Origin of the sequence: Pseudomonas sp. DL (assembly GCF_047199225.1) — a bacterium.
Taxonomy (GTDB): Bacteria; Pseudomonadota; Gammaproteobacteria; order Pseudomonadales; family Pseudomonadaceae; genus Pseudomonas; species Pseudomonas aeruginosa.
Genome location: NZ_CP178323.1, coordinates 5,424,603 through 5,447,897, shown reverse-complemented (window position 1 = coordinate 5,447,897; position 23,295 = coordinate 5,424,603). Strand labels below are relative to the sequence as shown.

Below are 23,295 nucleotides of genomic sequence, written 5' to 3'. Positions count from 1 at the left end.
TCGGTTGAGACGAAAGCCTTGACCAACTGCTCTTTAACAAGTCGAATCAAGCAATTCGTGTGGGTGCTTGTGATGTAAGACTGGTGATCGCAAGATTATCAGCAACGCAAGTAACACTCGTGAATTCGAGAGTTTTATCTCTTTTTAAGAGAATGCGATTGCTGAGCCAAGTTTAGGGTTTTCTCAAAACCCAAGCAGTATTGAACTGAAGAGTTTGATCATGGCTCAGATTGAACGCTGGCGGCAGGCCTAACACATGCAAGTCGAGCGGATGAAGGGAGCTTGCTCCTGGATTCAGCGGCGGACGGGTGAGTAATGCCTAGGAATCTGCCTGGTAGTGGGGGATAACGTCCGGAAACGGGCGCTAATACCGCATACGTCCTGAGGGAGAAAGTGGGGGATCTTCGGACCTCACGCTATCAGATGAGCCTAGGTCGGATTAGCTAGTTGGTGGGGTAAAGGCCTACCAAGGCGACGATCCGTAACTGGTCTGAGAGGATGATCAGTCACACTGGAACTGAGACACGGTCCAGACTCCTACGGGAGGCAGCAGTGGGGAATATTGGACAATGGGCGAAAGCCTGATCCAGCCATGCCGCGTGTGTGAAGAAGGTCTTCGGATTGTAAAGCACTTTAAGTTGGGAGGAAGGGCAGTAAGTTAATACCTTGCTGTTTTGACGTTACCAACAGAATAAGCACCGGCTAACTTCGTGCCAGCAGCCGCGGTAATACGAAGGGTGCAAGCGTTAATCGGAATTACTGGGCGTAAAGCGCGCGTAGGTGGTTCAGCAAGTTGGATGTGAAATCCCCGGGCTCAACCTGGGAACTGCATCCAAAACTACTGAGCTAGAGTACGGTAGAGGGTGGTGGAATTTCCTGTGTAGCGGTGAAATGCGTAGATATAGGAAGGAACACCAGTGGCGAAGGCGACCACCTGGACTGATACTGACACTGAGGTGCGAAAGCGTGGGGAGCAAACAGGATTAGATACCCTGGTAGTCCACGCCGTAAACGATGTCGACTAGCCGTTGGGATCCTTGAGATCTTAGTGGCGCAGCTAACGCGATAAGTCGACCGCCTGGGGAGTACGGCCGCAAGGTTAAAACTCAAATGAATTGACGGGGGCCCGCACAAGCGGTGGAGCATGTGGTTTAATTCGAAGCAACGCGAAGAACCTTACCTGGCCTTGACATGCTGAGAACTTTCCAGAGATGGATTGGTGCCTTCGGGAACTCAGACACAGGTGCTGCATGGCTGTCGTCAGCTCGTGTCGTGAGATGTTGGGTTAAGTCCCGTAACGAGCGCAACCCTTGTCCTTAGTTACCAGCACCTCGGGTGGGCACTCTAAGGAGACTGCCGGTGACAAACCGGAGGAAGGTGGGGATGACGTCAAGTCATCATGGCCCTTACGGCCAGGGCTACACACGTGCTACAATGGTCGGTACAAAGGGTTGCCAAGCCGCGAGGTGGAGCTAATCCCATAAAACCGATCGTAGTCCGGATCGCAGTCTGCAACTCGACTGCGTGAAGTCGGAATCGCTAGTAATCGTGAATCAGAATGTCACGGTGAATACGTTCCCGGGCCTTGTACACACCGCCCGTCACACCATGGGAGTGGGTTGCTCCAGAAGTAGCTAGTCTAACCGCAAGGGGGACGGTTACCACGGAGTGATTCATGACTGGGGTGAAGTCGTAACAAGGTAGCCGTAGGGGAACCTGCGGCTGGATCACCTCCTTAATCGAAGATCCCGGCTTCTTCATAAGCTCCCACACGAATTGCTTGATTCACTGGTTAGACGATTGGGTCTGTAGCTCAGTTGGTTAGAGCGCACCCCTGATAAGGGTGAGGTCGGCAGTTCGAATCTGCCCAGACCCACCAATTGTTGGTGTGCTGCGTGATCCGATACGGGGCCATAGCTCAGCTGGGAGAGCGCCTGCTTTGCACGCAGGAGGTCAGGAGTTCGATCCTCCTTGGCTCCACCATCCAAACAATCGTCGAAAGCTCAGAAATGAATGTTCGTAGATGAACATTGATTTCTGGTCTTTGCACCAGAACTGTTCTTTAAAAATTCGGGTATGTGATAGAAGTAAGACTGAATGATCTCTTTCACTGGTGATCATTCAAGTCAAGGTAAAATTTGCGAGTTCAAGCGCGAATTTTCGGCGAATGTCGTCTTCACAGTATAACCAGATTGCTTGGGGTTATATGGTCAAGTGAAGAAGCGCATACGGTGGATGCCTTGGCAGTCAGAGGCGATGAAAGACGTGGTAGCCTGCGAAAAGCTTCGGGGAGTCGGCAAACAGACTTTGATCCGGAGATCTCTGAATGGGGGAACCCACCTAGGATAACCTAGGTATCTTGTACTGAATCCATAGGTGCAAGAGGCGAACCAGGGGAACTGAAACATCTAAGTACCCTGAGGAAAAGAAATCAACCGAGATTCCCTTAGTAGTGGCGAGCGAACGGGGATTAGCCCTTAAGCTTCATTGATTTTAGCGGAACGCTCTGGAAAGTGCGGCCATAGTGGGTGATAGCCCCGTACGCGAAAGGATCTTTGAAGTGAAATCGAGTAGGACGGAGCACGAGAAACTTTGTCTGAACATGGGGGGACCATCCTCCAAGGCTAAATACTACTGACTGACCGATAGTGAACCAGTACCGTGAGGGAAAGGCGAAAAGAACCCCGGAGAGGGGAGTGAAATAGAACCTGAAACCGTATGCGTACAAGCAGTGGGAGCCTACTTGTTAGGTGACTGCGTACCTTTTGTATAATGGGTCAGCGACTTATATTCAGTGGCAAGCTTAACCGTATAGGGTAGGCGTAGCGAAAGCGAGTCTTAATAGGGCGTTTAGTCGCTGGGTATAGACCCGAAACCGGGCGATCTATCCATGAGCAGGTTGAAGGTTAGGTAACACTGACTGGAGGACCGAACCCACTCCCGTTGAAAAGGTAGGGGATGACTTGTGGATCGGAGTGAAAGGCTAATCAAGCTCGGAGATAGCTGGTTCTCCTCGAAAGCTATTTAGGTAGCGCCTCATGTATCACTCTGGGGGGTAGAGCACTGTTTCGGCTAGGGGGTCATCCCGACTTACCAAACCGATGCAAACTCCGAATACCCAGAAGTGCCGAGCATGGGAGACACACGGCGGGTGCTAACGTCCGTCGTGAAAAGGGAAACAACCCAGACCGCCAGCTAAGGTCCCAAAGTTGTGGTTAAGTGGTAAACGATGTGGGAAGGCTTAGACAGCTAGGAGGTTGGCTTAGAAGCAGCCATCCTTTAAAGAAAGCGTAATAGCTCACTAGTCGAGTCGGCCTGCGCGGAAGATGTAACGGGGCTCAAACCACACACCGAAGCTGCGGGTGTCACGTAAGTGACGCGGTAGAGGAGCGTTCTGTAAGCCTGTGAAGGTGAGTTGAGAAGCTTGCTGGAGGTATCAGAAGTGCGAATGCTGACATGAGTAACGACAATGGGTGTGAAAAACACCCACGCCGAAAGACCAAGGGTTCCTGCGCAACGTTAATCGACGCAGGGTTAGTCGGTTCCTAAGGCGAGGCTGAAAAGCGTAGTCGATGGGAAACAGGTTAATATTCCTGTACTTCTGGTTACTGCGATGGAGGGACGGAGAAGGCTAGGCCAGCTTGGCGTTGGTTGTCCAAGTTTAAGGTGGTAGGCTGAAATCTTAGGTAAATCCGGGGTTTCAAGGCCGAGAGCTGATGACGAGTTGTCTTTTAGATGACGAAGTGGTTGATGCCATGCTTCCAAGAAAAGCTTCTAAGCTTCAGGTAACCAGGAACCGTACCCCAAACCGACACAGGTGGTCGGGTAGAGAATACCAAGGCGCTTGAGAGAACTCGGGTGAAGGAACTAGGCAAAATGGCACCGTAACTTCGGGAGAAGGTGCGCCGGCTAGGGTGAAGGATTTACTCCGTAAGCTCTGGCTGGTCGAAGATACCAGGCCGCTGCGACTGTTTATTAAAAACACAGCACTCTGCAAACACGAAAGTGGACGTATAGGGTGTGACGCCTGCCCGGTGCCGGAAGGTTAATTGATGGGGTTAGCGCAAGCGAAGCTCTTGATCGAAGCCCCGGTAAACGGCGGCCGTAACTATAACGGTCCTAAGGTAGCGAAATTCCTTGTCGGGTAAGTTCCGACCTGCACGAATGGCGTAACGATGGCGGCGCTGTCTCCACCCGAGACTCAGTGAAATTGAAATCGCTGTGAAGATGCAGTGTATCCGCGGCTAGACGGAAAGACCCCGTGAACCTTTACTGTAGCTTTGCACTGGACTTTGAGCCTGCTTGTGTAGGATAGGTGGGAGGCTTTGAAGCGTGGACGCCAGTTCGCGTGGAGCCATCCTTGAAATACCACCCTGGCATGCTTGAGGTTCTAACTCTGGTCCGTGATCCGGATCGAGGACAGTGTATGGTGGGCAGTTTGACTGGGGCGGTCTCCTCCTAAAGAGTAACGGAGGAGTACGAAGGTGCGCTCAGACCGGTCGGAAATCGGTCGCAGAGTATAAAGGCAAAAGCGCGCTTGACTGCGAGACAGACACGTCGAGCAGGTACGAAAGTAGGTCTTAGTGATCCGGTGGTTCTGTATGGAAGGGCCATCGCTCAACGGATAAAAGGTACTCCGGGGATAACAGGCTGATACCGCCCAAGAGTTCATATCGACGGCGGTGTTTGGCACCTCGATGTCGGCTCATCACATCCTGGGGCTGAAGCCGGTCCCAAGGGTATGGCTGTTCGCCATTTAAAGTGGTACGCGAGCTGGGTTTAGAACGTCGTGAGACAGTTCGGTCCCTATCTGCCGTGGACGTTTGAGATTTGAGAGGGGCTGCTCCTAGTACGAGAGGACCGGAGTGGACGAACCTCTGGTGTTCCGGTTGTCACGCCAGTGGCATTGCCGGGTAGCTATGTTCGGAAAAGATAACCGCTGAAAGCATCTAAGCGGGAAACTTGCCTCAAGATGAGATCTCACTGGGAACTTGATTCCCCTGAAGGGCCGTCGAAGACTACGACGTTGATAGGCTGGGTGTGTAAGCGTTGTGAGGCGTTGAGCTAACCAGTACTAATTGCCCGTGAGGCTTGACCATATAACACCCAAACAATCTGACGATTGTGTGTTGTAAGGTGAAGTCGACGAACCGAAAGTTCGCATGAACCGCAAACACCTTGAAATCACATACCTGAATCCGGATAGACGTAAGCCCAAGCGAACGGATATCCAACCGAATTGCTTGACGATCATAGAGCGTTGGAACCACCTGATCCCTTCCCGAACTCAGAAGTGAAACGACGCATCGCCGATGGTAGTGTGGGGTCTCCCCATGTGAGAGTAGGTCATCGTCAAGCTCCTATCCCAAAACCCCTGGTCAGCGATGACCGGGGGTTTTGCTTTTGCGCGCGGAAAAGTGGCAAGCCAGCAGCGCTGCGGACGGTAATCGAAAAACTTCGAGAGCTGCCGGGCGGCGTACTTCCGAGGGCATGGGAGACGCGATTTGCACTGTGCGCTCGTCTACAATAGCCGACAAATCCAGCCGAGCTCATTCATGTCCGATACCGATGTCCGTGGCCTGCAGGATCTTCCCCTGGAAGAACTGGTTGCTTGCCATGAGTGTGATCTGTTGATGCGCCGGGAACCCCTGGGACCGGGCGAGAAAGCCAATTGTCCGCGCTGCGGTTTCGAGTTGGCCGCGCATCGCCATCAATGGAAACGCCGTTGCTTCGCGCTGGTTCTGACGGCGCTATTTCTCTATATCCCAGCCAATTTCCTGCCGATCATGAATCTCAGCCTGCTCGGCCAGACCCGCAGCGATACGGTCTGGACGGGAGTGCTCGGTCTTTACGACAGTGGCATGCAGGGCGTCGCCATCCTGGTATTCCTGTGCAGCATGGTGATCCCGTTGGTCAAGTTGCTCTGCCAGTTGCTGGTGATGATCAGCGTGCGTTTCGGTATCGCCCGTCACATCGGCATGCTGCTCTACCGCGGCTATCACCATCTGCGCGAGTGGGGGATGCTCGAGGTCTACCTCATGGGTATCCTGGTTTCCATCGTCAAGCTGATCGACATGGCCGACCTCAGCCTGGGCATCGGCCTGGCCTGTTTCGTGGCGCTGCTGTTCACCCAGGTCTGGCTGGAGGTCACCATGTCGCCGCACCAGGTATGGGAAGCGCTGGGCGGCGAGGACGACGATGCGCGCGCTTGATGCCGGAATCCTGGTGTGCGGCGAGTGCCACCAGTTGAATCGCGCCGACGGGGACGAGCATCCGCGTTGCAGCCGCTGCGGTGCGGTGCTGCACGCCCGGCGCCCAAACAGCCTCACGCGCACCTGGGCGTTGCTGATCACCGCGGCGATCCTCTACATACCCGCCAACCTGTTGCCGATCATGACGGTCAACCTCTTCGGCAGCGGAATGCCCGCCACCATCATGGAGGGCGTGGTCGAACTGGTGCATGCCGACATGTTCCCCATCGCCATGGTGGTGTTCGTCGCCAGTATTCTGGTTCCTACTTTCAAGCTGGTGGGCATCGCCCTGCTGCTCTATTCGGTACAGCGGCACCAGCCGATGTCGGCCCGCCAGCGTATCCTGATGTATCGCTTCATCGAATGGATCGGGCGCTGGTCGATGCTCGATATCTTCGTCATCGCCATCCTCGTGGCGCTGGTGAATTTCGGCAACCTGGCGAGCATCGAGGCCAACCTCGGCGCCGCCGCCTTCGCCAGCGTGGTGGTGCTCACCATGCTCGCCGCCGTGACGTTCGACCCCCGGCTGATCTGGGACAACACCAATCTGGATGACGAGAATGAGTGATCTGCCAAGTCCGAAGAAACACAAGACCTCGAACTGGTCGGCGATCTGGGTGCTGCCGCTGGTGGCCCTGGCCATCGGTGCCTGGCTGGCGTGGCGTGCCTTCGACCAGGCTGGCGTGGACATCCAGGTTCGCTTCGAGAGCGGCGACGGGATCCAGGCCAACAAGACCGAGGTGCTGTACAAGGGCATCTCGGTGGGCAAGGTGACCGACCTGCATGTCAGCAAGGACATCAAGGGCGTGGTCGCGACCATCGAGATCAAGAAGGAAGCCCAGGAGTACCTGAGCAAGGACACCCGCTTCTGGCTGGTCAAGCCGCGTGTTTCCCTGGCTGGCGTCACCGGCCTGGAAACCCTGGTCTCCGGCGTCTACATCGCGGTCGATCCGGTGAAGGGCGAGAAGGAAGAACGCTACTTCACCGCGTTGAAGGAGCCGCCACCCCTTTCCGACAAGCTGCCCGGCCTGCACCTGACCCTCAAGGCCGATCGCCTGGGCTCCCTGGAGCAGGGCAGCCCGGTGTTCTACCGGCAGATCCAGGTCGGCCAGGTGAAGAGCTTCCAGTTAGGCGATGACCAGAGGACCATCGAGATCAAGGTGCACATCGAGCCGGCCTACGCCGACCTGGTGCGCAAGCACACGCGATTCTGGAACGCCAGCGGCATCTCCATTTCCGGCGGCCTGTCCGGCTTCAAGGTGCACAGCGAGTCGCTGCTGACCCTGGTCGCCGGCGGTATCGCCTTCTCCACCCCGGAGAACCGCACCGACAGCCCGCCGACCGATCCGAGCAAGCCGTTCCGCCTGTACGACGACTACGACGCGGCCCAGGCCGGTCTGCGCGTGAAGCTGAAGATGAACGACGTCAGTGGTATCGATCCGGGCCGCACCCCGGTGATGTTCAACGGCGTGCAGGTCGGCCTGGTCAAGTCGATCGACATGGGCAAGGACTACAGCAGCGCCACTGCCGACCTGGCGATGGATCCGCGGGTCGAGGACATGCTGCTGGAAGGCACCGAATTCTGGACCGTCAAGCCAAGCATCTCCCTGGCCGGCATCACCGGCCTCGAGGCCCTGGTGAAAGGTAACTACATCGACGTGCGCTTCGCCAAGAGCGGCGCGCCGAGTCGCGAGTTCACCATCCGCCCGAAAGCGCCGCCGCTGAACACCGACGCGCCCGGCCTGCACCTGGTGCTGACCAGCGACAAGCTCGGCTCGATCGACATCGGCGCGCCGATCCTCTACCGCCAGGTCCGCGTCGGCAGCGTGCAGAGCTACCAGCTGTCGCGCGACCGCCAGCGAGTGGTGGTGGGTGTGCACATCGAGCCGGAGTACGCGCACCTGGTGAATACCTCGACGCGCTTCTGGAACTCCAGCGGGATCACCCTGACCGGCAACCTCAGCGGCGTGCAGGTGAAGAGCGAGTCGCTACAGACCCTGATCACCGGCGGGATTTCCTTCGACACCCTCGATCCGAAGGCACCGACCGTGACCAAGGTGCGTCGCTTCACCCTCTTCGACAGCGAGGAGGCGGCGATGGCCCGTGGCGTGGAAATCCAGCTGAGCATCGACAATGCCGACGGCCTACGCGAAGGCACGCCGATCCGCTTCAAGGGCCTGGACATCGGCAAGATCGAAAGCGTCGAGCTGAACCCGGACCTCTCCGGGGTACTGATGAAGGCCCGCCTGACTTCCGCCGGCGAGCGCGTCGCCCGCAGCGGAACCCGCTTCTGGGTGGTGCGTCCGGCGCTCGGCCTGCTGCGTACCGAGAACCTCGGAACCCTGGTTAGCGGCCCCTATATCGAGGCGCTGCCGTCGAGCACGCCGGGCGAGCGCCAGGCACGCTTCCAGACTCTCGCCGAAGCGCCCAACCTGCTGGGCCGGGAAAGCGGCCTGCGGCTGACCCTCAGTGCGCCGCGCAAGGGCTCGATCAAGCCGGGCAACCTGGTGACCTACCGGCAGATCCCGGTGGGCAAGGTCGTCGACCTGGCCTTGGGCGAACAGGCCGACCGGGTGCTGATCAGCATCCTCATCGAACCGCGCTACGTACCGCTGGTGCGTACCGGCAGCCGTTTCTGGAATGCCAGCGGCTTCGGCGTCGACGCCAGCCTGTTCAAGGGTCTGTCGCTACGCACCGAGTCGATGGAGGCGCTGATGGAGGGCGGCATTGCCTTCGCCACCCCGAACAATGCGCAGATGGGCGAGCCCGCCAAGCCGGGGCAGACCTTCGCCCTGTTCGATTCGGCCAATGACGAATGGTTGGAGTGGGCGCCGAAGATTCCTCTGAAGGAAACCGCCCGCCGCTGATTGTCGGACCGGCAAAAAGAAACGCCGCTTACCTGGGTAAGCGGCGTTTTCGTTCATGCCTGCCTGCTGGGAAGTGGGTGTCAGTGAGTGCTGAGATGCGCCCGGGTGGTCAGCAGGTACACCGGCAAGCCGGAGATCAGGATCAGCAGCGCGGCGTAGGGTGCGGCGGCAGCGTACTCCAGGTTGGCGGTGTGCACCCAGACCGAGGTGGCCAGGGTCGACAGCCCGGTGGGACCTAGCACCAGGGTGGCGGTCAGTTCCTTCATGGTGTCGAGGAACACCAGCACGAAGCCGGCGCCGATGGCCGGCGAGATGATCGGCAGGGTGATCCGCAGGAAGGCCATCAAGGGCGTCTGGCCGAGAGTGCGGGCGGCTTCCTCCAACTGCGGCGAGGCCTTTTCCAGGGCCACGCGGATCGGTGCCTGGGTCAGCGGCATGAACAGCAGGGCATAGGCGACCAGCAGCAAGCCGGTGGTCTGGTAGGTGGCTGGCAGGTAGTGCAGCGAGAAGTACACCAGCGAGAGTGCGATCACCAGTCCCGGCAACGCTTGCAGCAGGTACGGCAGGCGCTGGGTCCAGCGCGCCAGGGCGCCGGGGTAGCGCACCACCAGGATGCTTACCGGCAGCGCCAGCAGGCAACTGAGCAGGGCCCCGCCGAAGGCCAGCGACAGGGAGGAAAGCAGGGTCGAGGCGATTTCCATCAGCGGGAAGCTGGCCGAGGAGCCTTCGTACAGCCAATAACCGAGCATCACCAGGGGGATACCGGTACCGACCAGCACCAGCGTCGCCAGCAGCGCCTGGATCGGCCACTTGCCAAGCCCCAGGCGGACCCGTTCGGCCCGCCGCGCGCTGCCCTGGCCGGTGCGTACCAGGCGGCCGCGGCCGCGCATGCGCAACTCCAGCCAGAGCAGCAGGAAGCACAGTGCCAGGAGTACCGAGGAGAGCATCGCCGCGGTGGCGTTGCTGAACTCCAGTTCGAATTCCTGGTAGATGGCTGTGGTGAAGGTCTGGTAGCGCAGGATCGACAGCGCGCCGAACTCCACCAGCATGTGCAGCGCCACCAGTAGTCCGGTGGCGGCCAGGGTCGGGCGCAGCAGCGGCAGGGTGACCCGCAGGAACACCTGGCGCCGCGACAGACCGAGCATCCGCGCCGACTCCTCCAGGGAAGGATCGATGCCGCGCAGGGTCGCTGCTACCGGCAGGTAGACCAGCGGATACTTGGACATGGTCATGACCAGGATGGCGCCGCCGAGGCCTTCGTACATCGGGCTCAGCGAAACCCAGGTGAAACTGCTGACGAAGGCGGGGATGGCGAACGGCAGGCACAGCACCACGTTCCAGAAGCGCCGCGCCGGCAGGTCGCTGCGCTCCACGCACCAGGCCAGGGCCAGGCCGAGCAGGGCGCTGAGCAGGGTCACGCCGAACATCAGCCACAGGGTGTTGCCCAGCAAGCGGAATACGTAGGGGCGCCAGAGCAGTTGCCAGGCGCTGTGCCAGCCGGCGTCCCAGGCCTTGGCCGCGACGTAGAGCAGCGGCAGGCTGGCCAGCAGGGCGAGGAGCAGGACCGGCAGGAGCAGCCAGAATGGCGTTCGCCGGCGCGAGCCCGTGCGCAGGCGCACGGGCGTGGAGGCGGCGCCGATCAATTCAGGCCAACGTCGCGTTCGAGGCTGAGGGCCTCGCTGGCCTCACCCAGATCGGCCGGGGTCAGTTTCGGTGGGTCCAGTTCGGCGAACGGCTTCAGCGCCGGATCGGCCTGCATCCCCTTGCGCATCGGGTACTCGGCGGACTGGCTGAGGATCGCCTTCTGGCCTTCCTCGCTGAGCATGAAGGCGACGAACTGCTGGGCTTCCCTGGGGTGCTTGCTGGACTTGAGCACCGCGGCGCCGGAGACGGTGACCAGCGCGCCCGGGTCCTGGTTGCCGAAGTAGTGCAGGCGCGAGTTCAACTCGCCCTTTTCCTTCTTCAGGGTGTACCAGTAGTAGTTGTTGATCAGCGCCATGTCGACCTCGCCGTTCTCCACGGCTTTCATGGCGGTGACGTTGTTGGTGTAGATCGAGCCGAAGGCCTTCAGGCCGGTCAGCCAATCCTCGGCTTCCTCCTGGCCCTTGAGCTTGATCACTGCGGCGACCTGTTCGAGGAAGGCGCCACTGGTGGGCACGAAGCCGAAACGGCCGGACCAGGACGGATCGGAAAGATCCATCAGGCTCTTCGGCAGATCCTTCTCGTCGATCTTCTTCGGGTTGTAGGCCAGTACCCGGGTGCGGGCGGTGATGCCGATCCAGTCACCGTTGCCGCCGGCGTGCTCCGGCTCGACCAGGGCCAGGGTCTCTGGCTCCAGCTTGGCCAGCAGGCCGGCGCTGGCCAGGCGGATCAACGGTGGCGATTCCTCGGTGTAGAGCACGTCGGCCGGCGAGCGTGCGCCTTCCTCGGTGATCTGGCTGGCGAGTTGGCCATCGCCGCCCTTGCGGATCTTCACCTGGATGCCGGTCTTGTCCTGGAAGGCCTTGGCGATGGCGATACCGGTGGCGGCGTGCTGGCCATTGTAGAGGGTAAGGGTGACGGGATCGGCCGCCGCATTGAGGGAAAGCGAACCGAGCAGGCACGCCAGGGCGGCGTGGCGGAAACGGTTGAGAAGTCGAACAGGCATGGATTCTCCCCGTGGGTTACAAATGCGAATGTAACCAATTATATCTTCGCGGGAGCCTCGGGCCTATCGGAAAAGTCCACGGCCCTGTCAGGCAGGGCCGTGGCAGACGCTTCACGCCGGTTCGCCGGCTTCCTCCGGCTCGCTGGCTGCGCGGGTTTCGCCGCTGGCGGCGGCATCCCGGCGACGGATGTATTTCCAGTCCGCTTCGTCGATATAGATGCCGTTCGGGCCGCTACCGCCTTCCAGGTCGATCGCCACGTGTGCGGAAACCTGCGGCTTCACGCTCGCCAGGATCGGCACGAAGCCCAGTTGCAGGCTGGTCTCCAGCAGCGCGGCCTGGTTGCGCTCGTCGATGTCCGCCGCCTCGTCCAGGTAGTAGGGCAGGCGCACGCGCCCGGCCTGCTCGCGGTCCATCAGGTGCAGCAACAGGTACATGTTGGTCAGCGCCTTGATGGTCATGGTGGTGCCGTTGGAGGCGGCGCCGTCGATGTCGGTGTGCATGATCGGCTGGCCGTTGACCTTGGTGATCTCGAAGGCCAGTTCGAACAGGTCCTTCAGGCCCAACTGGTTGTGGTTGGCGGCGACCAGGCGGGCCAGGTATTCCTTGGCCTCCTCGTTCTTCGCGTCCTGCTCGGCGCTCTGGGTCAGGTCGAACACCGAGAGGTTCTCGCCTTCCTCGTACTGGCCGGCGCTGTGGATGATCTGGTCGATGTGCTTGAGCGCATCCTTGTTCGGCGCGAGGACGATGCGGAAGCTCTGCAGGTTGGAAACCTGGCGCTTGTTGATCTCGCGGTTGAACAGGGCCAACTGGTGTTCCAGGTTGTCGTAGTCGCTGCGGATGTTGCGCAGGGTCCGGGCGATGTCGGTGACCGCCGCGCGGCGCGCCTTGGCCAGCGTCAGGGCCTCGTCCTGGCGATGCGCGTAGGCGTTGATCAACAGCTTCAGGCGGCGCTCGGTGTCGTCTTCGCTATCGAACTTGGCGACGCCCTTCAGGCGCACCTGGGCGTACAGCGCCTCGATCTGCCCGTCGATGCGCTGCAGCGCCTGCCAGGTGTCTTGGTAGTCGTTGAGCAGCGGCAGCAGGTTGTCCAGCGAGTCGTCCACCGGCTCCATGAACGGCGTGCCGAAGGGCAGGTCGGCCGGCAGTAGCTGGCGGCGGCGCAGGGCATCTTCCAGGGTGCGCTCCTTGGCCTCCAGGTCGCCCAGTTGCCGGGCCACCAGTTGCAGGCGCGCGGAGAGTTGCTGGACGCGCTCGGCGAAGGCGTCGCTGGAGCGCTTGAGTTCGTCCTGGGACGCCTCCAGCTGGGCCAGTTCGGCGAGCTTCTCGGGCTCCTCGGCGGTCAGCGTCTGGGTGCGGCGGAAGTCTTCCAGGGCCTTCTGCGCATCCAGCACGTCCTGGTACAGCTTCTCTGCCTGGGCCTTGCTCGCGGCGCGGTCGGCGGCGACGCTCTGCTGGGTCTTGAGCTGCTTCAGCTCCTTCTCCAGGCGCTCCTTCTGGTCGCGCAGGGCGGCGCGGTCGGCCAGGGCCTGCAACGCCGGCGGTTCGATGTGCGACAGGTCGATGCTCAGGCCAGGGGCTTCGAAATGCTCGCCCTTGAAGTGGTCGAGGATGGCTTCGACGCTCTTCACCCAGACGTCGCCGTCATCCAGGTTCACCCCGTTCTCGCCGAGCGGCAGGCTGAACAGCGCGCCGTTGAACAGACGCATCAGGCGTTCCACGTCCTGCTGGCTGAACTCCTCGCGCAGGCGTGCGTAGCTGTTGTTGTCGGCGTGTTCGAGCTGCTGGCGGACGTTCTTCAGGCGTTTTTCCAGGTCGCGCAGGCGCTCTTCCAGGTCTTCGCTGGAGAACTGCCGCGAATGGGCCAGGGCGCCGGCCAGTTCGTCGTGGGCATCCTTGGCGGCGAGCAGCTGTTGTTCGAGGACCTTGGCGTCGTCGACCAGGGCGAAGCGGGTCTTGAGCACCGACAGCTCGCCGAGCCAGCGCTGGATGCCGGCGATCTCGCGCTCCAGGCGCATCAGCTCCTGGGTGCCGCCACGCTGTTCGTTCTGCAGGCCGTCCTGCTCGGCGCGGTATTGCTCGTGCTGGATCAGCAGTTCCTCGCGGCGCGCCCCGGCGTAGTCGTGCCAGGTGCCGAGCAGGCTGTCGAGCAGCGGTGAAAGGCGGTGCATCTTGCCGCGCAGTACGTCGCGCTGGGTCACGCCGTTGGCCAGGGCTTCCACCAGCGGGCCGGCGGCGACCAGCGCCTGGTAGTCCTGCTCCATCCGCCGCACGTCGCGGAAGGCCTCCTCGCAGGCGGCGATGTAGTCGACATTACCCGAGCGCAGGCTGTGCTCGAAGGCGTCGAGGAACAGCTGCTTGAGCTTGGCCGCGGTGATCTCGCGCATGTGCAGCAGGTTGATGAACAGCGAGCGGAAGGTCTTCAGGCTCTGCTCGCTGGTGGAGCGCAGCGGGATCATGGTCAGGTCGAGCGGGATCGACGTGTGCCCGCCGACCAGCAGGCGGCGCAGCTCTTCCGGCTTCACCTCGTAGGCCTTGATGCCTTCGCGCTCAAGGTTGGCGAACAGCTCGCGCTGGCGCAGGCAGGTACCGTTCTTCTGGTAGTGGTCCAGGCTCAGCTCGCCGGCGTAGGCGAAGAACTGGTGGCCGAAGCCGCCGCCCGGGCCGCGCCCGGCCACGCCGATCACGTGCGGACCGTGGGGCAGCATCAGTTCGAGGAGGATGTAGCTGGTGTCCGAGGCGAAGTAGAAGCGCCGCGACTGCTCCATGCTGTACTTGCCGAAGCTCATGTCCGACAGGCGGGCAAGGATCGGGAACTGCAGGGCGTTGATCGAGGCGCTCTTGCCCAGGTTGTTGGCGCCGTAGATCGACAGCGGGTTTTCCAGCGGGAAGATACCCAGGCTGTAGCCGGCGGTATTGAGCAGGGCGAAGCGGCGGATGCCGTAGCGGGTCTGGCTCATGCGTCAGCCTCCTGTTGCGCGTGTTCTTCGGCGATGGCGCGGGCGAGAGCGTCTTCCTCGCTCTCTTCGGACAATTCTTCGTCGCTGGCCATCAGCGGTTCGATCTCGCCGTCATCGACCAGCACCGGCGTCTGCAACGGCAGGTCGGCGTGCAGGCTGGCGGACAGGTTGCGGTCCTGCTGCACCGACAGGCAGACGTCGAGGAAACGGTGCATCGGCGGCATGAAGCGGTACACGCCGCTGTCCTCGGAGGCGAAGCCGAGCTGGGTCAGGCGGCGCATGACCTTCTCTTCCAGTTCTTCCTGGGTCTGCACCTCGGCCTGGAGGAACAGGTCGCGGTATTTCTCCAGCAGCGGCGGCAGCTCTTCGCGGCCGATGCTGCCGCCGTCCAGCACGGACAGCGGGTCGCGGCCCTGGTCGGCGAGGTGTTCGACGAGGATGAAGGTGAACAGCGCCAGGCGTTGGGCGGTCTTGTTCACCTGGGCGCCGACCTGCTCCGGGACGAAGTAGTAGAAGCCGCGGGTGTCGCAGACCAGCTCGAAGCCCATGGCGCGGAACAGGCCGCGGTACTGGTCCTGGTGCGAGGACAGCTGGGTGTACAGCTCGGGGTCGCGGTGGCTGATGTGGTAGCCCTTGAACAGCTCGCGGAAGATTGGCGCGAGCTGGGTCAGTTCGGAGAGATCAAGATGCATGGGTTTCGCTCGCGGAAAGGGTGTCTGCGTCCCTGGCCTGGCCCTTGTCCTTGGCGGCGGGGTTCAGGGCGAAGGAGCAGAGGCTGACGCAATGTTCGGTGGTTTCGTACTCGCGGCGTTGCAGGCGTTCGCGCTGGAAGCGCGCGTCGCGCGACAGCCGGGAGAACCAGTAGAGCAACTCGTCGGTGGCGCCGTCCGGTTCCTGGGCCAGCAGCCATTGCATGAGGTCCGGCAGCGGCAGCGCCGCCTGGCAGCGTTCGATCATTTCCCGCGCGGTCCGCGGTGGTCGCGCCGGCCCGTTGCTCTTGCGCGTGCCGCTGGACTTGGGGAACTGCGCCGGCTTCGGCTCGAAGCGGGCGAGGGCGAAGACGTAGCTCTCGACCTGCGAGGCGGTGCCGAGGAAGGTGCTCTGCGGCCGGGTGAACAGCGGCATCGCCGCCTGCGGCACGGCATCCAGGCCCTTGCGCCGGATCGCCGCCAGCGCCAGGGCGGCGCCACGGGTCACCGCGTTGTGCCGGCGCGCTTCCTCGCGCAGCGGCAGCAATAATTCGCGGGCGCGGCGCAAGGTCAGCTGGGCGTTGGTCTGCATCTCGAGGATGCGCGCGTGGGTGCGCAGCACCAGGTCGTCGTCGACCAGGTGGCCGAGGCGCTGCTGTTCGCCGAGCAGGCGCAGCAGGACCTGTTCGACCCGCCGCACGCCCTGCTCGAAGGCGCCGTCGGCGCTGACCAGTTGGATCATCGGCTCGACGTACTCGTCCCAGGTCGCCAGGACCTCCGCGTAGCGCTGCGCCAGGGGAATCTGCCGGTCGCTGGTCTTGGCCCGCTCGGCCACGCCGATCAGTGCCTGCTCGTCATTGCCGAGCTTCTTCAGTACATCGCGCACGCGCATGTCGAGCAGTCGCAGCTGGCGCGCCAGGTCCTGGCTGTCGCGGGTCTCGAAGGCGTCCTGGATGTACCCGGCGAGGCGCTCCAGATGGCGCAGGTAGGCCTCGATCTCCAGGCACAGACCAAGGCGATGCTCGTGGCGCAGGTAGGCGAGGAAGTCGTGGATCTGCGCGTTCAGCTCGAAACGGTTGGGGCTCTTGGCCACCGGGACCAGGATATCCAGGCGGATCCACTGGTCGAGCAGGGCGGTGATTTCCGCCGGGTTGCTTTCCGGTAACTGGGTGTTCAACTGGCTGCGCAGTTCCGCCAGGCTCAGGGTGCCGGCATCGAAGCGCTCGCAGAGAGGCTCGAGCAGGGCCCAGTGTTCGGCAAGCGCACGCAGTACGCGTCGGGGGTCGATCATCGGGAGGGCCGGTCCGTGGAAAAAGCGCCGATTGTACTGCAAAGGCACGGGCGACGCAGACGCCGCCGATGAGTGCGATGCAGGCCGTCGACACGTCTGCGGCGCAGGTACGGGCCCGGTATCGGTGGATGGCATCTGGCTATCACCGAAGTGTCGAAAAGCGGCAGTTTATGACTGCGTAAGGACTTTCCTGCCCCGCCTGGTCCGGGGAATGGGGCTTCCAGGGGCTGGCACGCTTTCTGCTGAAGTCCCCTGGCCTGTCTATTCCAAATGAATGCCGACTCTTGAACGACGCCGCCTACGCCGAGGCCCGCTGGGCCGAACTGCAGAACCAGGGTGACCTTGCCTGGGACCTGGATGCCATCACCAACCGCAGCGAGGCGATCGCCTTCCTCAAACGTTTCGAGAACCGCCTGTGCATCTACTCGGCCTATGTCGAGAAGCTCTACAGCAACTACAGCTTCGTGATTCCCGAGAGCGACCATGGCGGCATCACCATCCTGCCCAGCGAGCAGGCCTGGCACGACACCTTCCACGATATCCCGCTGGCCGCGGTGGAGCCCACCGGGATCCATATCCTGCCGGGCGAGACCATGGGCTATCGCGGGCTCTACCTGAAGATTCCCGGCGAGCACCGCCTGGTGGCGTCGAAGGAATTGCCGTTCCAGGAAGGGTTGAAACTGCTGATCCAGCGTTACCAGGCTCACGACGACGTGTTCCTGCCGATCCTGGTCAAGGGCGACCTGCGCGAGTACGAAGCGCGCATGCCCTCGCTACACCTGCACCGGATCAACCCCGCCCGCCTCAGCGCACACTCCCTGCTCAGCCTCAACGCCATCAAGGGCGCCATCGCCGACCATCTGATCGGCCTGTTCCGCCAGCAGTGAAAGGCTGACGTTACCCCCGTGTGACGATGGGTAACATCCATCCTGGCCGAGCGACCGCTCATCCGCTGCAGCGAGCGCGGCGACCGCGTCGTTCGCCGGTTTTTCTCGACTATGGGTCGGCCCCGATTCGCCCGGGGCTTTCTATAGTGACTACAGGTCGCAGTGTCTCTGCCGTCGGCCACGAGAAGAACAAGAGGTGAGCCCATGTCCCGTCGTCTGCCCTTCCTGCTGCGTTGCGCGCTGTTCTGCGGCGCCGGTCTGCTGGCTGCCACCGCCCAGGCGAGGATGGAGTCGCTGGACGACGACCAGCTTTCCGACGTGGTCGGCCAGGCCTTCATCAACCTCACCACCGACGCCGCCAACGGACTGAACTTCACCCGCATCAACTTCGGCGCCGACATCGAGACCCAACTGAACATGAAGAAGCTGCAGTTGGGCCAGTACAACCGCAGCGGCGAGCTTGCCGGCAGTGCCGACATCGCCATCGACAACTTCGCCCTGGGCACGGTCAACGACACCACCGGCGCGATCAACCCGTTCCTCATCAGCAATCCCTACATCGAGTTCGCCTACGACGGCAGCAAGATGGTCGGCATCCGTATCGGTTTCGGCGAAGCCAAGGGCTACCTCTCGGGCGATATCAAGACCCTCACCGGCAACGTGCCGGTGGACCTGTACGGCACCGGCAGCCAACTGGGAGGCAGCATTTCCTGCGGCCTGCTGGCCCTCGACTGCCTGGCGGCGAAGACCGCCATCACTCTCACCGGCAGCTCTCAGTACACCGCCCAGGCAGAGCTGGTGAACAGCTCCGGCAACCCCGACCCGATCCGCGCTGCCATGATCGGCCTGAAGAACGGCACGGCCCTGGACATGCACGACAGCACCATCATCGGCAGCCTGGTGAACGTCCTGCTGCCCTTCCTGACCTCCAACGACTGCAAGCTGATGGGCGCCCAGACATGCTTCAACCTGGCCCAGTACCAGTCGTTCCCGATCGGCACCGTGGATCCGAACAACGCGCAGAACTTCATCGACTCGTCGAAAGGCTTCTTCATCTCGATGCAGAGCCAGAACGTCCAGTGGCGCGACCAGCAGGATCCCTCCAAGCTGGTCGCCGCGCTGGCCGGTGCCTTCCTCAACATGTCGCGCAACGCCGATGGAACGGCGCCGATCAAGGTCGACTTCGGTCAGGCCTTCAATGGCATTCCACGGCAGGACACCTGCCTGGGCGGCCTGAACAAGGGCTGCTGAGATGAGTCGCGCCTGCCTGCTCGCGGCCCTGCTGGCCGCCCCCTTCGCCCATGCCGAGATGACAGCGCTCGACGACGAGCAACTGTCGGACGTGCAGGGTGCCGGCATCGGCTTCGTCCTCGACAGCGCCATGGTCGACGGCAACAAGGCCACCATCGCGATCAATGGCGTGACCAACACCGCCACCGGGCAGAACGTGCCGATCACGGTAAAGGAGCTGTACGTCGCCGCCACTGGCAGCAACAAGGGCAGCACCCTGGCGCCGGTGACTCTCGGCCGTCTCAATTTCCCGTTCAAGCTGAGTCTGGCCAAGGGTTCGGTGCTGACCACCCAGCTCGACGACGGGCGGGTGGTCAGCACCTTGCCGGACACCGCGGACGTGATCGAGCTGGCTTTCCCCAGCCTGGTGAGCGGCGCCGGCGGCCAGCCGTGCATCGCTGGTTACGCCGGTGCCGGCAGCAACTGCTCGAGCCGGGCCAGCGAAAAGGTCGACGCCGGCATCCGCTTCGACTTCGGCGTCACTTCCACGCGCACCGATGTGCTCAACCTGGACTTCTCCGAACTGGCGATGGACGGTTCCTACCTGCGCTTCTGGGGCGCCAACGCACGCAGCCAACTGGTTGGCGAGATGCGCCTGAACCTCTACGCCAAGACTTTCGAGATCATGTCCTGCGGTGCTGGCTCGCCCAGTTGCGTCAGCGCCGCCGAGCAGGCCGCGCGCACCGTCTACCTGACCAACGCCTATGCCAGCGTCGCGCTTGGCTACGGGAAGTCGCAGCCGTTGCTGTTCTCGGTCACCGCCGACGGCAACTTCACTTTCGAACTGCCCAAGCTGACCCTGGCCAACGCCGCTGACTTCTACGCCAATGCGCCGCGCACCAGCCTGGTGATCGAGAACCTCAACATCGGTGGTACCCGGCCAGGCTACGGGCAGGTACCGACCGGCGGCTACAACATGGGCCGCAACGAGATATCCGGGCTCAGCTTCAACTACCTGAAGGTGACGTCGCACAACCTCTGAGGTGGCGGCGGGAAACGAGGTACGCAGCACATGGCCAAGCAGACTCATCCACTGGCAGGCGGCATCGGCATCCTCGCGGCGCTGGCGCTGCTGTTCAGCGCATCGGCCGGGGCCGAGTTGCGCTCGCTGGGCGATAGCGATCTGGACGACGTGGTCGGCCAGGCCGGGATCAGCATCAGCGCCTCGCTCAATCTCCAGGAAAATCCTTCGCAGACGCGCTGCGCCGGCGGCTGCGGCGCGCGCCTGGCGATCCAGCCGGCCGGCAGCGGCAACAACTACCTGGTGATCGACGATATCAGCGGCAAGTTCAGCTTCGACGAAGTCACCCTGGACGTGGTGACCATCAAGGACGGTTTCGGCGGCGACGGCGCCGCCTTCAACCGCCCGGTGCTGCGCGTCGGCCTGAAGGACACCAGCTTCCAGGACCTGCGCTTCACCATCGCTGGCGCCAACAAGGCGCGCGGTACCGATCCCGGGCTGGTGCAGACCAACCTGGTCAGCGCACGCATCGACGGCACCCTCAAGCTGCAGGGCAACGTCAATATCTTCACCGTCGCCCCGCGTTGAGGGCGAACCGTCGCATGGCGGGACAAAGCCGCTCCGCCGAGGTCGAAGAACCGCTATCATTGCCTGCCTGAACGCCGGGGGCGAAACCGTCCCCGCGCATCGCCTAATTGCCGGTGCCCGAGATTTGATCGAAGAACAGCGTCGCCGCGCCTTCCTGGGCGCGATGCAGATAACCAGTTGGCTGCCCCGCCAGCCGTTGCCGTTCGCCGCACCCTCGCGGCCGGAGTTGCTGGAGACCCCGCCCCGGGAAGAGCCGGCGGTGCCTGTGCGTGCGCGCGCCGCGATCGATGCGCCGCAGGCCCGCGTCCCGCAAGCCGAGGCGCCGGCCAGCGCGCCGAGCGTGGCTCCCGCCGCGCCCGTGGAAGGCCGCGGGATCCCGATCAGCCTGCCGAAGCCGGGCGCCCCGGCGGCGAAGAAAGCCGAGCCGGTCGCGCCGGTCGAAGAGGCCCCGGCCGAGCCGCCGGCGGTCCAGGCCCCGCCGCCGCGCTTCGCCTTGCAACTGCTGCAGGCGGGCTCCTGCACCCTGCTGGTCGAACTGCCCACCGGCGAACCCTTCGCCAGCCGCGATCCGGGTTACCTGCTGCTGCGCGACCTGCTGCGCGCCGCCGGCCTGCCGGACAGCCCGCGGCTGATCGGCGAACCGGTACGCTGGCCGCTGCTGGCGCGCGGCAACCTCGACCAGGGGCCGCAGGCGGCCCTGGAGTTCGTCCAGAGCTTCGTCGCCGCGCGCATGGAGGAGAGCGAGCGTAGCCGCTGCCTGTGGTTGGTCGGCCTGCCGGCGATCCGCTTCGCCGGCGAGGGCGACGAGGGCAGCCTGTTCCGCGAGCTGCAGGTGGACGGTCTGGGCGCAACCTGGGCCGTGCCAGGCCTGGAAGCCCTCATGGAAGAACCCGCCCTCAAGGGCGAGCTGTGGCGCGCCATGCGCCGTGTCCGTCAGCGCTGGTCGAGCGAGATTCAATGAGCGATGCGATTTCCTTCCGCCCGATGACCGAGGCGGACCTCGATGCCGTGCTGAAAATCGAATATGCCGCCTTCAGCCACCCCTGGACCCGTGGCATCTTCAGCGAAGGCCTGAAGAACTACCATTGCTGGCTGATGTTCGAGGGTAGCCAGCAGGTCGGCCATGGCGTCATCCAGATCATCCTCGACGAGGCGCACCTGCTGAATATCACGGTGAAGCCCGAAAGCCAGGGGCGTGGCCTCGGTCTGCGCCTGCTCGAACACCTGATGCGCGAGGCGGCCGGCCACCAGGCTCGCGAATGCTTCCTCGAAGTGCGCGCTTCCAACCAGGCCGCCTACCGCCTCTACGAACGCTACGGTTTCAACGAGATCGGCCGCCGTCGCGACTACTACCCCGCCGTCGGCGGGCGCGAAGACGCCCTGGTCATGGCCTGTACCCTGTTCGACTGAGGCTTGCTCCGCTTCCCTGCCGGCAACTAGCTATCACTTGGAGTAGCTGGCTGGCCTTCTGGCACCGCCGTACCCTTACCAGCATTCCGATTCTCGCCTGCATACCGCAGGCAGGTCCCTTCATGCGGTAACCCTTCGCGGGAGTGCGAAGTCAGGTCGACAGCGGCCGGTGGCAGGATGCGCAGACTGGAGCCCCCCATGTGCGACACCCTGATCCTTCGCCACCAGGGCCAGACCTGGTTCGCCAAGAACAGTGACCGCGAGCCCGCCGAACCGCAGCGTCTGCTGCGCCTGCCGGCGGTGCGCAACGATCCGGAAGCGCGCTTGCGCACCACCTATCTCGACATTCCCCAGACCGCCCAGCGACATGCGCTGGTGATCAGCCAGCCGAGCTGGATCTGGGGCGCGGAAATGGGCGTCAATGAGCACGGCGTGGCCATCGGCAACGAAGCGGTGTTCACCAAGCTGACCCGTCAGCGCGGCACCGCGCTGCTCGGCATGGACCTGCTGCGCCTGGGACTGGAGCGCGGCGCCAGCGCCCGCGAGGCGCTAGAGGTGATCACCGGGTTGTTGCAGCGTTACGGCCAGGGCGGCCCGGCCGGCTACCGCGACAAGCGCATCCGCTACGACAACAGCTTCCTCATCGCCGACCCCGGCGAAGCCTGGGTGCTGGAAACCGCCGGCAACCTGTGGGCGGCGAAGAAGGTCGAGCGCTGGGCCATCTCCAACGCCCTGACCCTTGGCCACGAATTCGACCTGTGCAGCCGCGACCTCGAGGACCAGGCTCGCCGCCAGGGCTGCTGGGATGGTCGCGGCGACTTCCACTTCGCGCGGGTCTTCGACACCCGCCTGCTACCCTGGGTCGGCGGCGCGCACCGGCGCTGTCGGATCAACCAGCGCTTCCTCGACAGCCTGCCTGGTGAGCCGGACTGGCACGCGCTGTTCGCCGCGCTGCGCCACCATGGCCCGCGCGGGGACCACTTCCGCCGCCACAACAACCGCCAGGTATGCATGCACGCCGGCAGCTTCTGGCGGCCTTCGCAGACCACCGCCAGTCTGGTCGCCCGCTTGCGCGACGACGGCCCGCTGCTGGCCGCCACCGGTACTTCGGCGCCGTGCCTGGGACTGTTCCAGCCGCTGTCCTTCGATCCGGCCTCCGGCGCCGCCGTGCTCAGCCAGCCGCGCGAGGCGGTACAGGAGTCCCCCTGGTGGCGCTTCGAGGCGGTGCACCGCCGCGCGCTCACCGACCGCGCCTTCCGCCGGCTCCTGCGCAGCGGCCGCGATTGGCTGGAACGGGAACTCTTCGCCGACCTCGAACAGCCCGACTGGCCGCGCCTGGCAGAGGATGCCGCAGCCTGGCACGCCTGTTGGCATGATCAGGTCGCCATGCAGCCGCTGGCGCAGCAGCGCTGGTGGCGTAGCCACGCCGCGCTGTGACGCTTGTCAAACGGGCATC

General features: G+C 62.9%; 15 protein-coding genes, 2 tRNA genes and 3 rRNA genes. 15 read left to right on the top strand and 5 right to left on the bottom strand.

Annotation, left to right across the window (positions count from 1 at the left end; all coding sequences use genetic code 11):
• Positions 1–202 precede the first annotated feature (202 nt).
• The 8 genes from ACI766_RS25465 (at position 203) to ACI766_RS25430 (ending at position 9,118) form a co-directional block, all read left to right on the top strand.
• Positions 203–1,738: ribosomal RNA gene (locus ACI766_RS25465) — 16S ribosomal RNA — on the top strand.
• A 64-nt stretch (positions 1,739–1,802) separates the two neighbouring features.
• A tRNA-Ile gene (locus ACI766_RS25460) sits at positions 1,803–1,879 on the top strand.
• 28 nt (positions 1,880–1,907) lie between these two features.
• Positions 1,908–1,983: transfer RNA gene (locus tag ACI766_RS25455), tRNA-Ala, on the top strand.
• Positions 1,984–2,208: 225 nt separating this feature from the next.
• Positions 2,209–5,099, top strand: a 23S ribosomal RNA gene (locus ACI766_RS25450).
• 143 nt (positions 5,100–5,242) lie between these two features.
• Positions 5,243–5,358 (top strand): 5S ribosomal RNA (rrf, locus tag ACI766_RS25445).
• The 16S, 23S and 5S rRNA genes sit together here with 2 tRNA genes alongside, the layout of an rRNA operon.
• Before the next feature lie 146 nt (positions 5,359–5,504).
• On the top strand, positions 5,505–6,212 hold the full coding sequence (locus tag ACI766_RS25440; protein ID WP_023187661.1) for a paraquat-inducible protein A: 708 nt from the start codon (positions 5,505–5,507) through the stop codon (positions 6,210–6,212).
• Complete coding sequence (locus ACI766_RS25435; RefSeq protein ID WP_003107436.1) at positions 6,199–6,819, top strand: paraquat-inducible protein A; 621 nt, start codon at positions 6,199–6,201, stop codon at positions 6,817–6,819. Before ACI766_RS25440 ends, ACI766_RS25435 begins: the two co-directional genes overlap by 14 nt.
• Complete coding sequence (locus tag ACI766_RS25430; protein ID WP_019727269.1) at positions 6,812–9,118, top strand: PqiB family protein; 2,307 nt, start codon at positions 6,812–6,814, stop codon at positions 9,116–9,118. The genes ACI766_RS25435 and ACI766_RS25430 overlap by 8 nt, the downstream gene beginning before the upstream one ends.
• A gap of 80 nt (positions 9,119–9,198) precedes the next feature.
• Here ACI766_RS25430 and ACI766_RS25425 read toward each other — a convergent pair whose 3' ends face one another.
• From ACI766_RS25425 to mksB, 5 genes are all read right to left on the bottom strand, one after another.
• Complete coding sequence (locus ACI766_RS25425; protein ID WP_003161946.1) at positions 9,199–10,737, bottom strand: ABC transporter permease; 1,539 nt, start codon at positions 10,735–10,737, stop codon at positions 9,199–9,201.
• Positions 10,738–10,757: 20 nt separating this feature from the next.
• Positions 10,758–11,765 (bottom strand): iron ABC transporter substrate-binding protein, encoded by a 1,008-nt coding sequence (locus tag ACI766_RS25420; RefSeq protein WP_003095046.1) that lies wholly within the window; start codon positions 11,763–11,765, stop codon positions 10,758–10,760.
• Positions 11,766–11,876: 111 nt separating this feature from the next.
• Positions 11,877–14,723: an Mks condensin complex protein MksF gene (gene mksF, locus ACI766_RS25415; RefSeq protein ID WP_003106141.1), complete on the bottom strand. Its 2,847-nt coding sequence runs from the start codon at positions 14,721–14,723 to the stop codon at positions 11,877–11,879.
• The gene (gene mksE / locus ACI766_RS25410; RefSeq protein ID WP_003095041.1) at positions 14,720–15,415 is read right to left on the bottom strand and encodes an Mks condensin complex protein MksE; all 696 of its coding nucleotides are present in this window, start codon (positions 15,413–15,415) and stop codon (positions 14,720–14,722) included. Before mksE ends, mksF begins: the two co-directional genes overlap by 4 nt.
• Positions 15,405–16,703 (bottom strand): Mks condensin complex protein MksB, encoded by a 1,299-nt coding sequence (gene mksB / locus ACI766_RS25405; protein WP_003095037.1) that lies wholly within the window; start codon positions 16,701–16,703, stop codon positions 15,405–15,407. The genes mksE and mksB overlap by 11 nt, the downstream gene beginning before the upstream one ends.
• A gap of 284 nt (positions 16,704–16,987) precedes the next feature.
• Here mksB and ACI766_RS25400 point away from each other — a divergent pair, with 284 nt between their 5' ends.
• From ACI766_RS25400 to ACI766_RS25370, 7 genes are all read left to right on the top strand, one after another.
• Entirely contained in the window at positions 16,988–17,590 is a 603-nt protein-coding gene (locus ACI766_RS25400; RefSeq protein ID WP_003095035.1) for a hypothetical protein, read from the top strand.
• A 204-nt stretch (positions 17,591–17,794) separates the two neighbouring features.
• Positions 17,795–18,841, top strand: coding sequence for a DUF6160 family protein (locus tag ACI766_RS25395; RefSeq protein ID WP_003106143.1), 1,047 nt, complete (start codon positions 17,795–17,797; stop codon positions 18,839–18,841).
• Position 18,842: 1 nt separating this feature from the next.
• Entirely contained in the window at positions 18,843–19,862 is a 1,020-nt protein-coding gene (locus ACI766_RS25390; protein WP_023086668.1) for a hypothetical protein, read from the top strand.
• 30 nt (positions 19,863–19,892) lie between these two features.
• Positions 19,893–20,429: a DUF6160 family protein gene (locus tag ACI766_RS25385; protein WP_003141635.1), complete on the top strand. Its 537-nt coding sequence runs from the start codon at positions 19,893–19,895 to the stop codon at positions 20,427–20,429.
• A 259-nt stretch (positions 20,430–20,688) separates the two neighbouring features.
• Positions 20,689–21,390, top strand: a complete 702-nt coding sequence (locus tag ACI766_RS25380) for a hypothetical protein (protein ID WP_003141633.1) — start codon at positions 20,689–20,691, stop codon at positions 21,388–21,390.
• The gene (rimI, locus tag ACI766_RS25375) at positions 21,387–21,839 is read left to right on the top strand and encodes a ribosomal protein S18-alanine N-acetyltransferase (RefSeq protein WP_003095025.1); all 453 of its coding nucleotides are present in this window, start codon (positions 21,387–21,389) and stop codon (positions 21,837–21,839) included. The genes ACI766_RS25380 and rimI overlap by 4 nt, the downstream gene beginning before the upstream one ends.
• Before the next feature lie 198 nt (positions 21,840–22,037).
• Entirely contained in the window at positions 22,038–23,276 is a 1,239-nt protein-coding gene (locus ACI766_RS25370) for a C69 family dipeptidase (RefSeq protein WP_003113524.1), read from the top strand.
• The last annotated feature ends 19 nt before the right edge of the window (positions 23,277–23,295 follow it).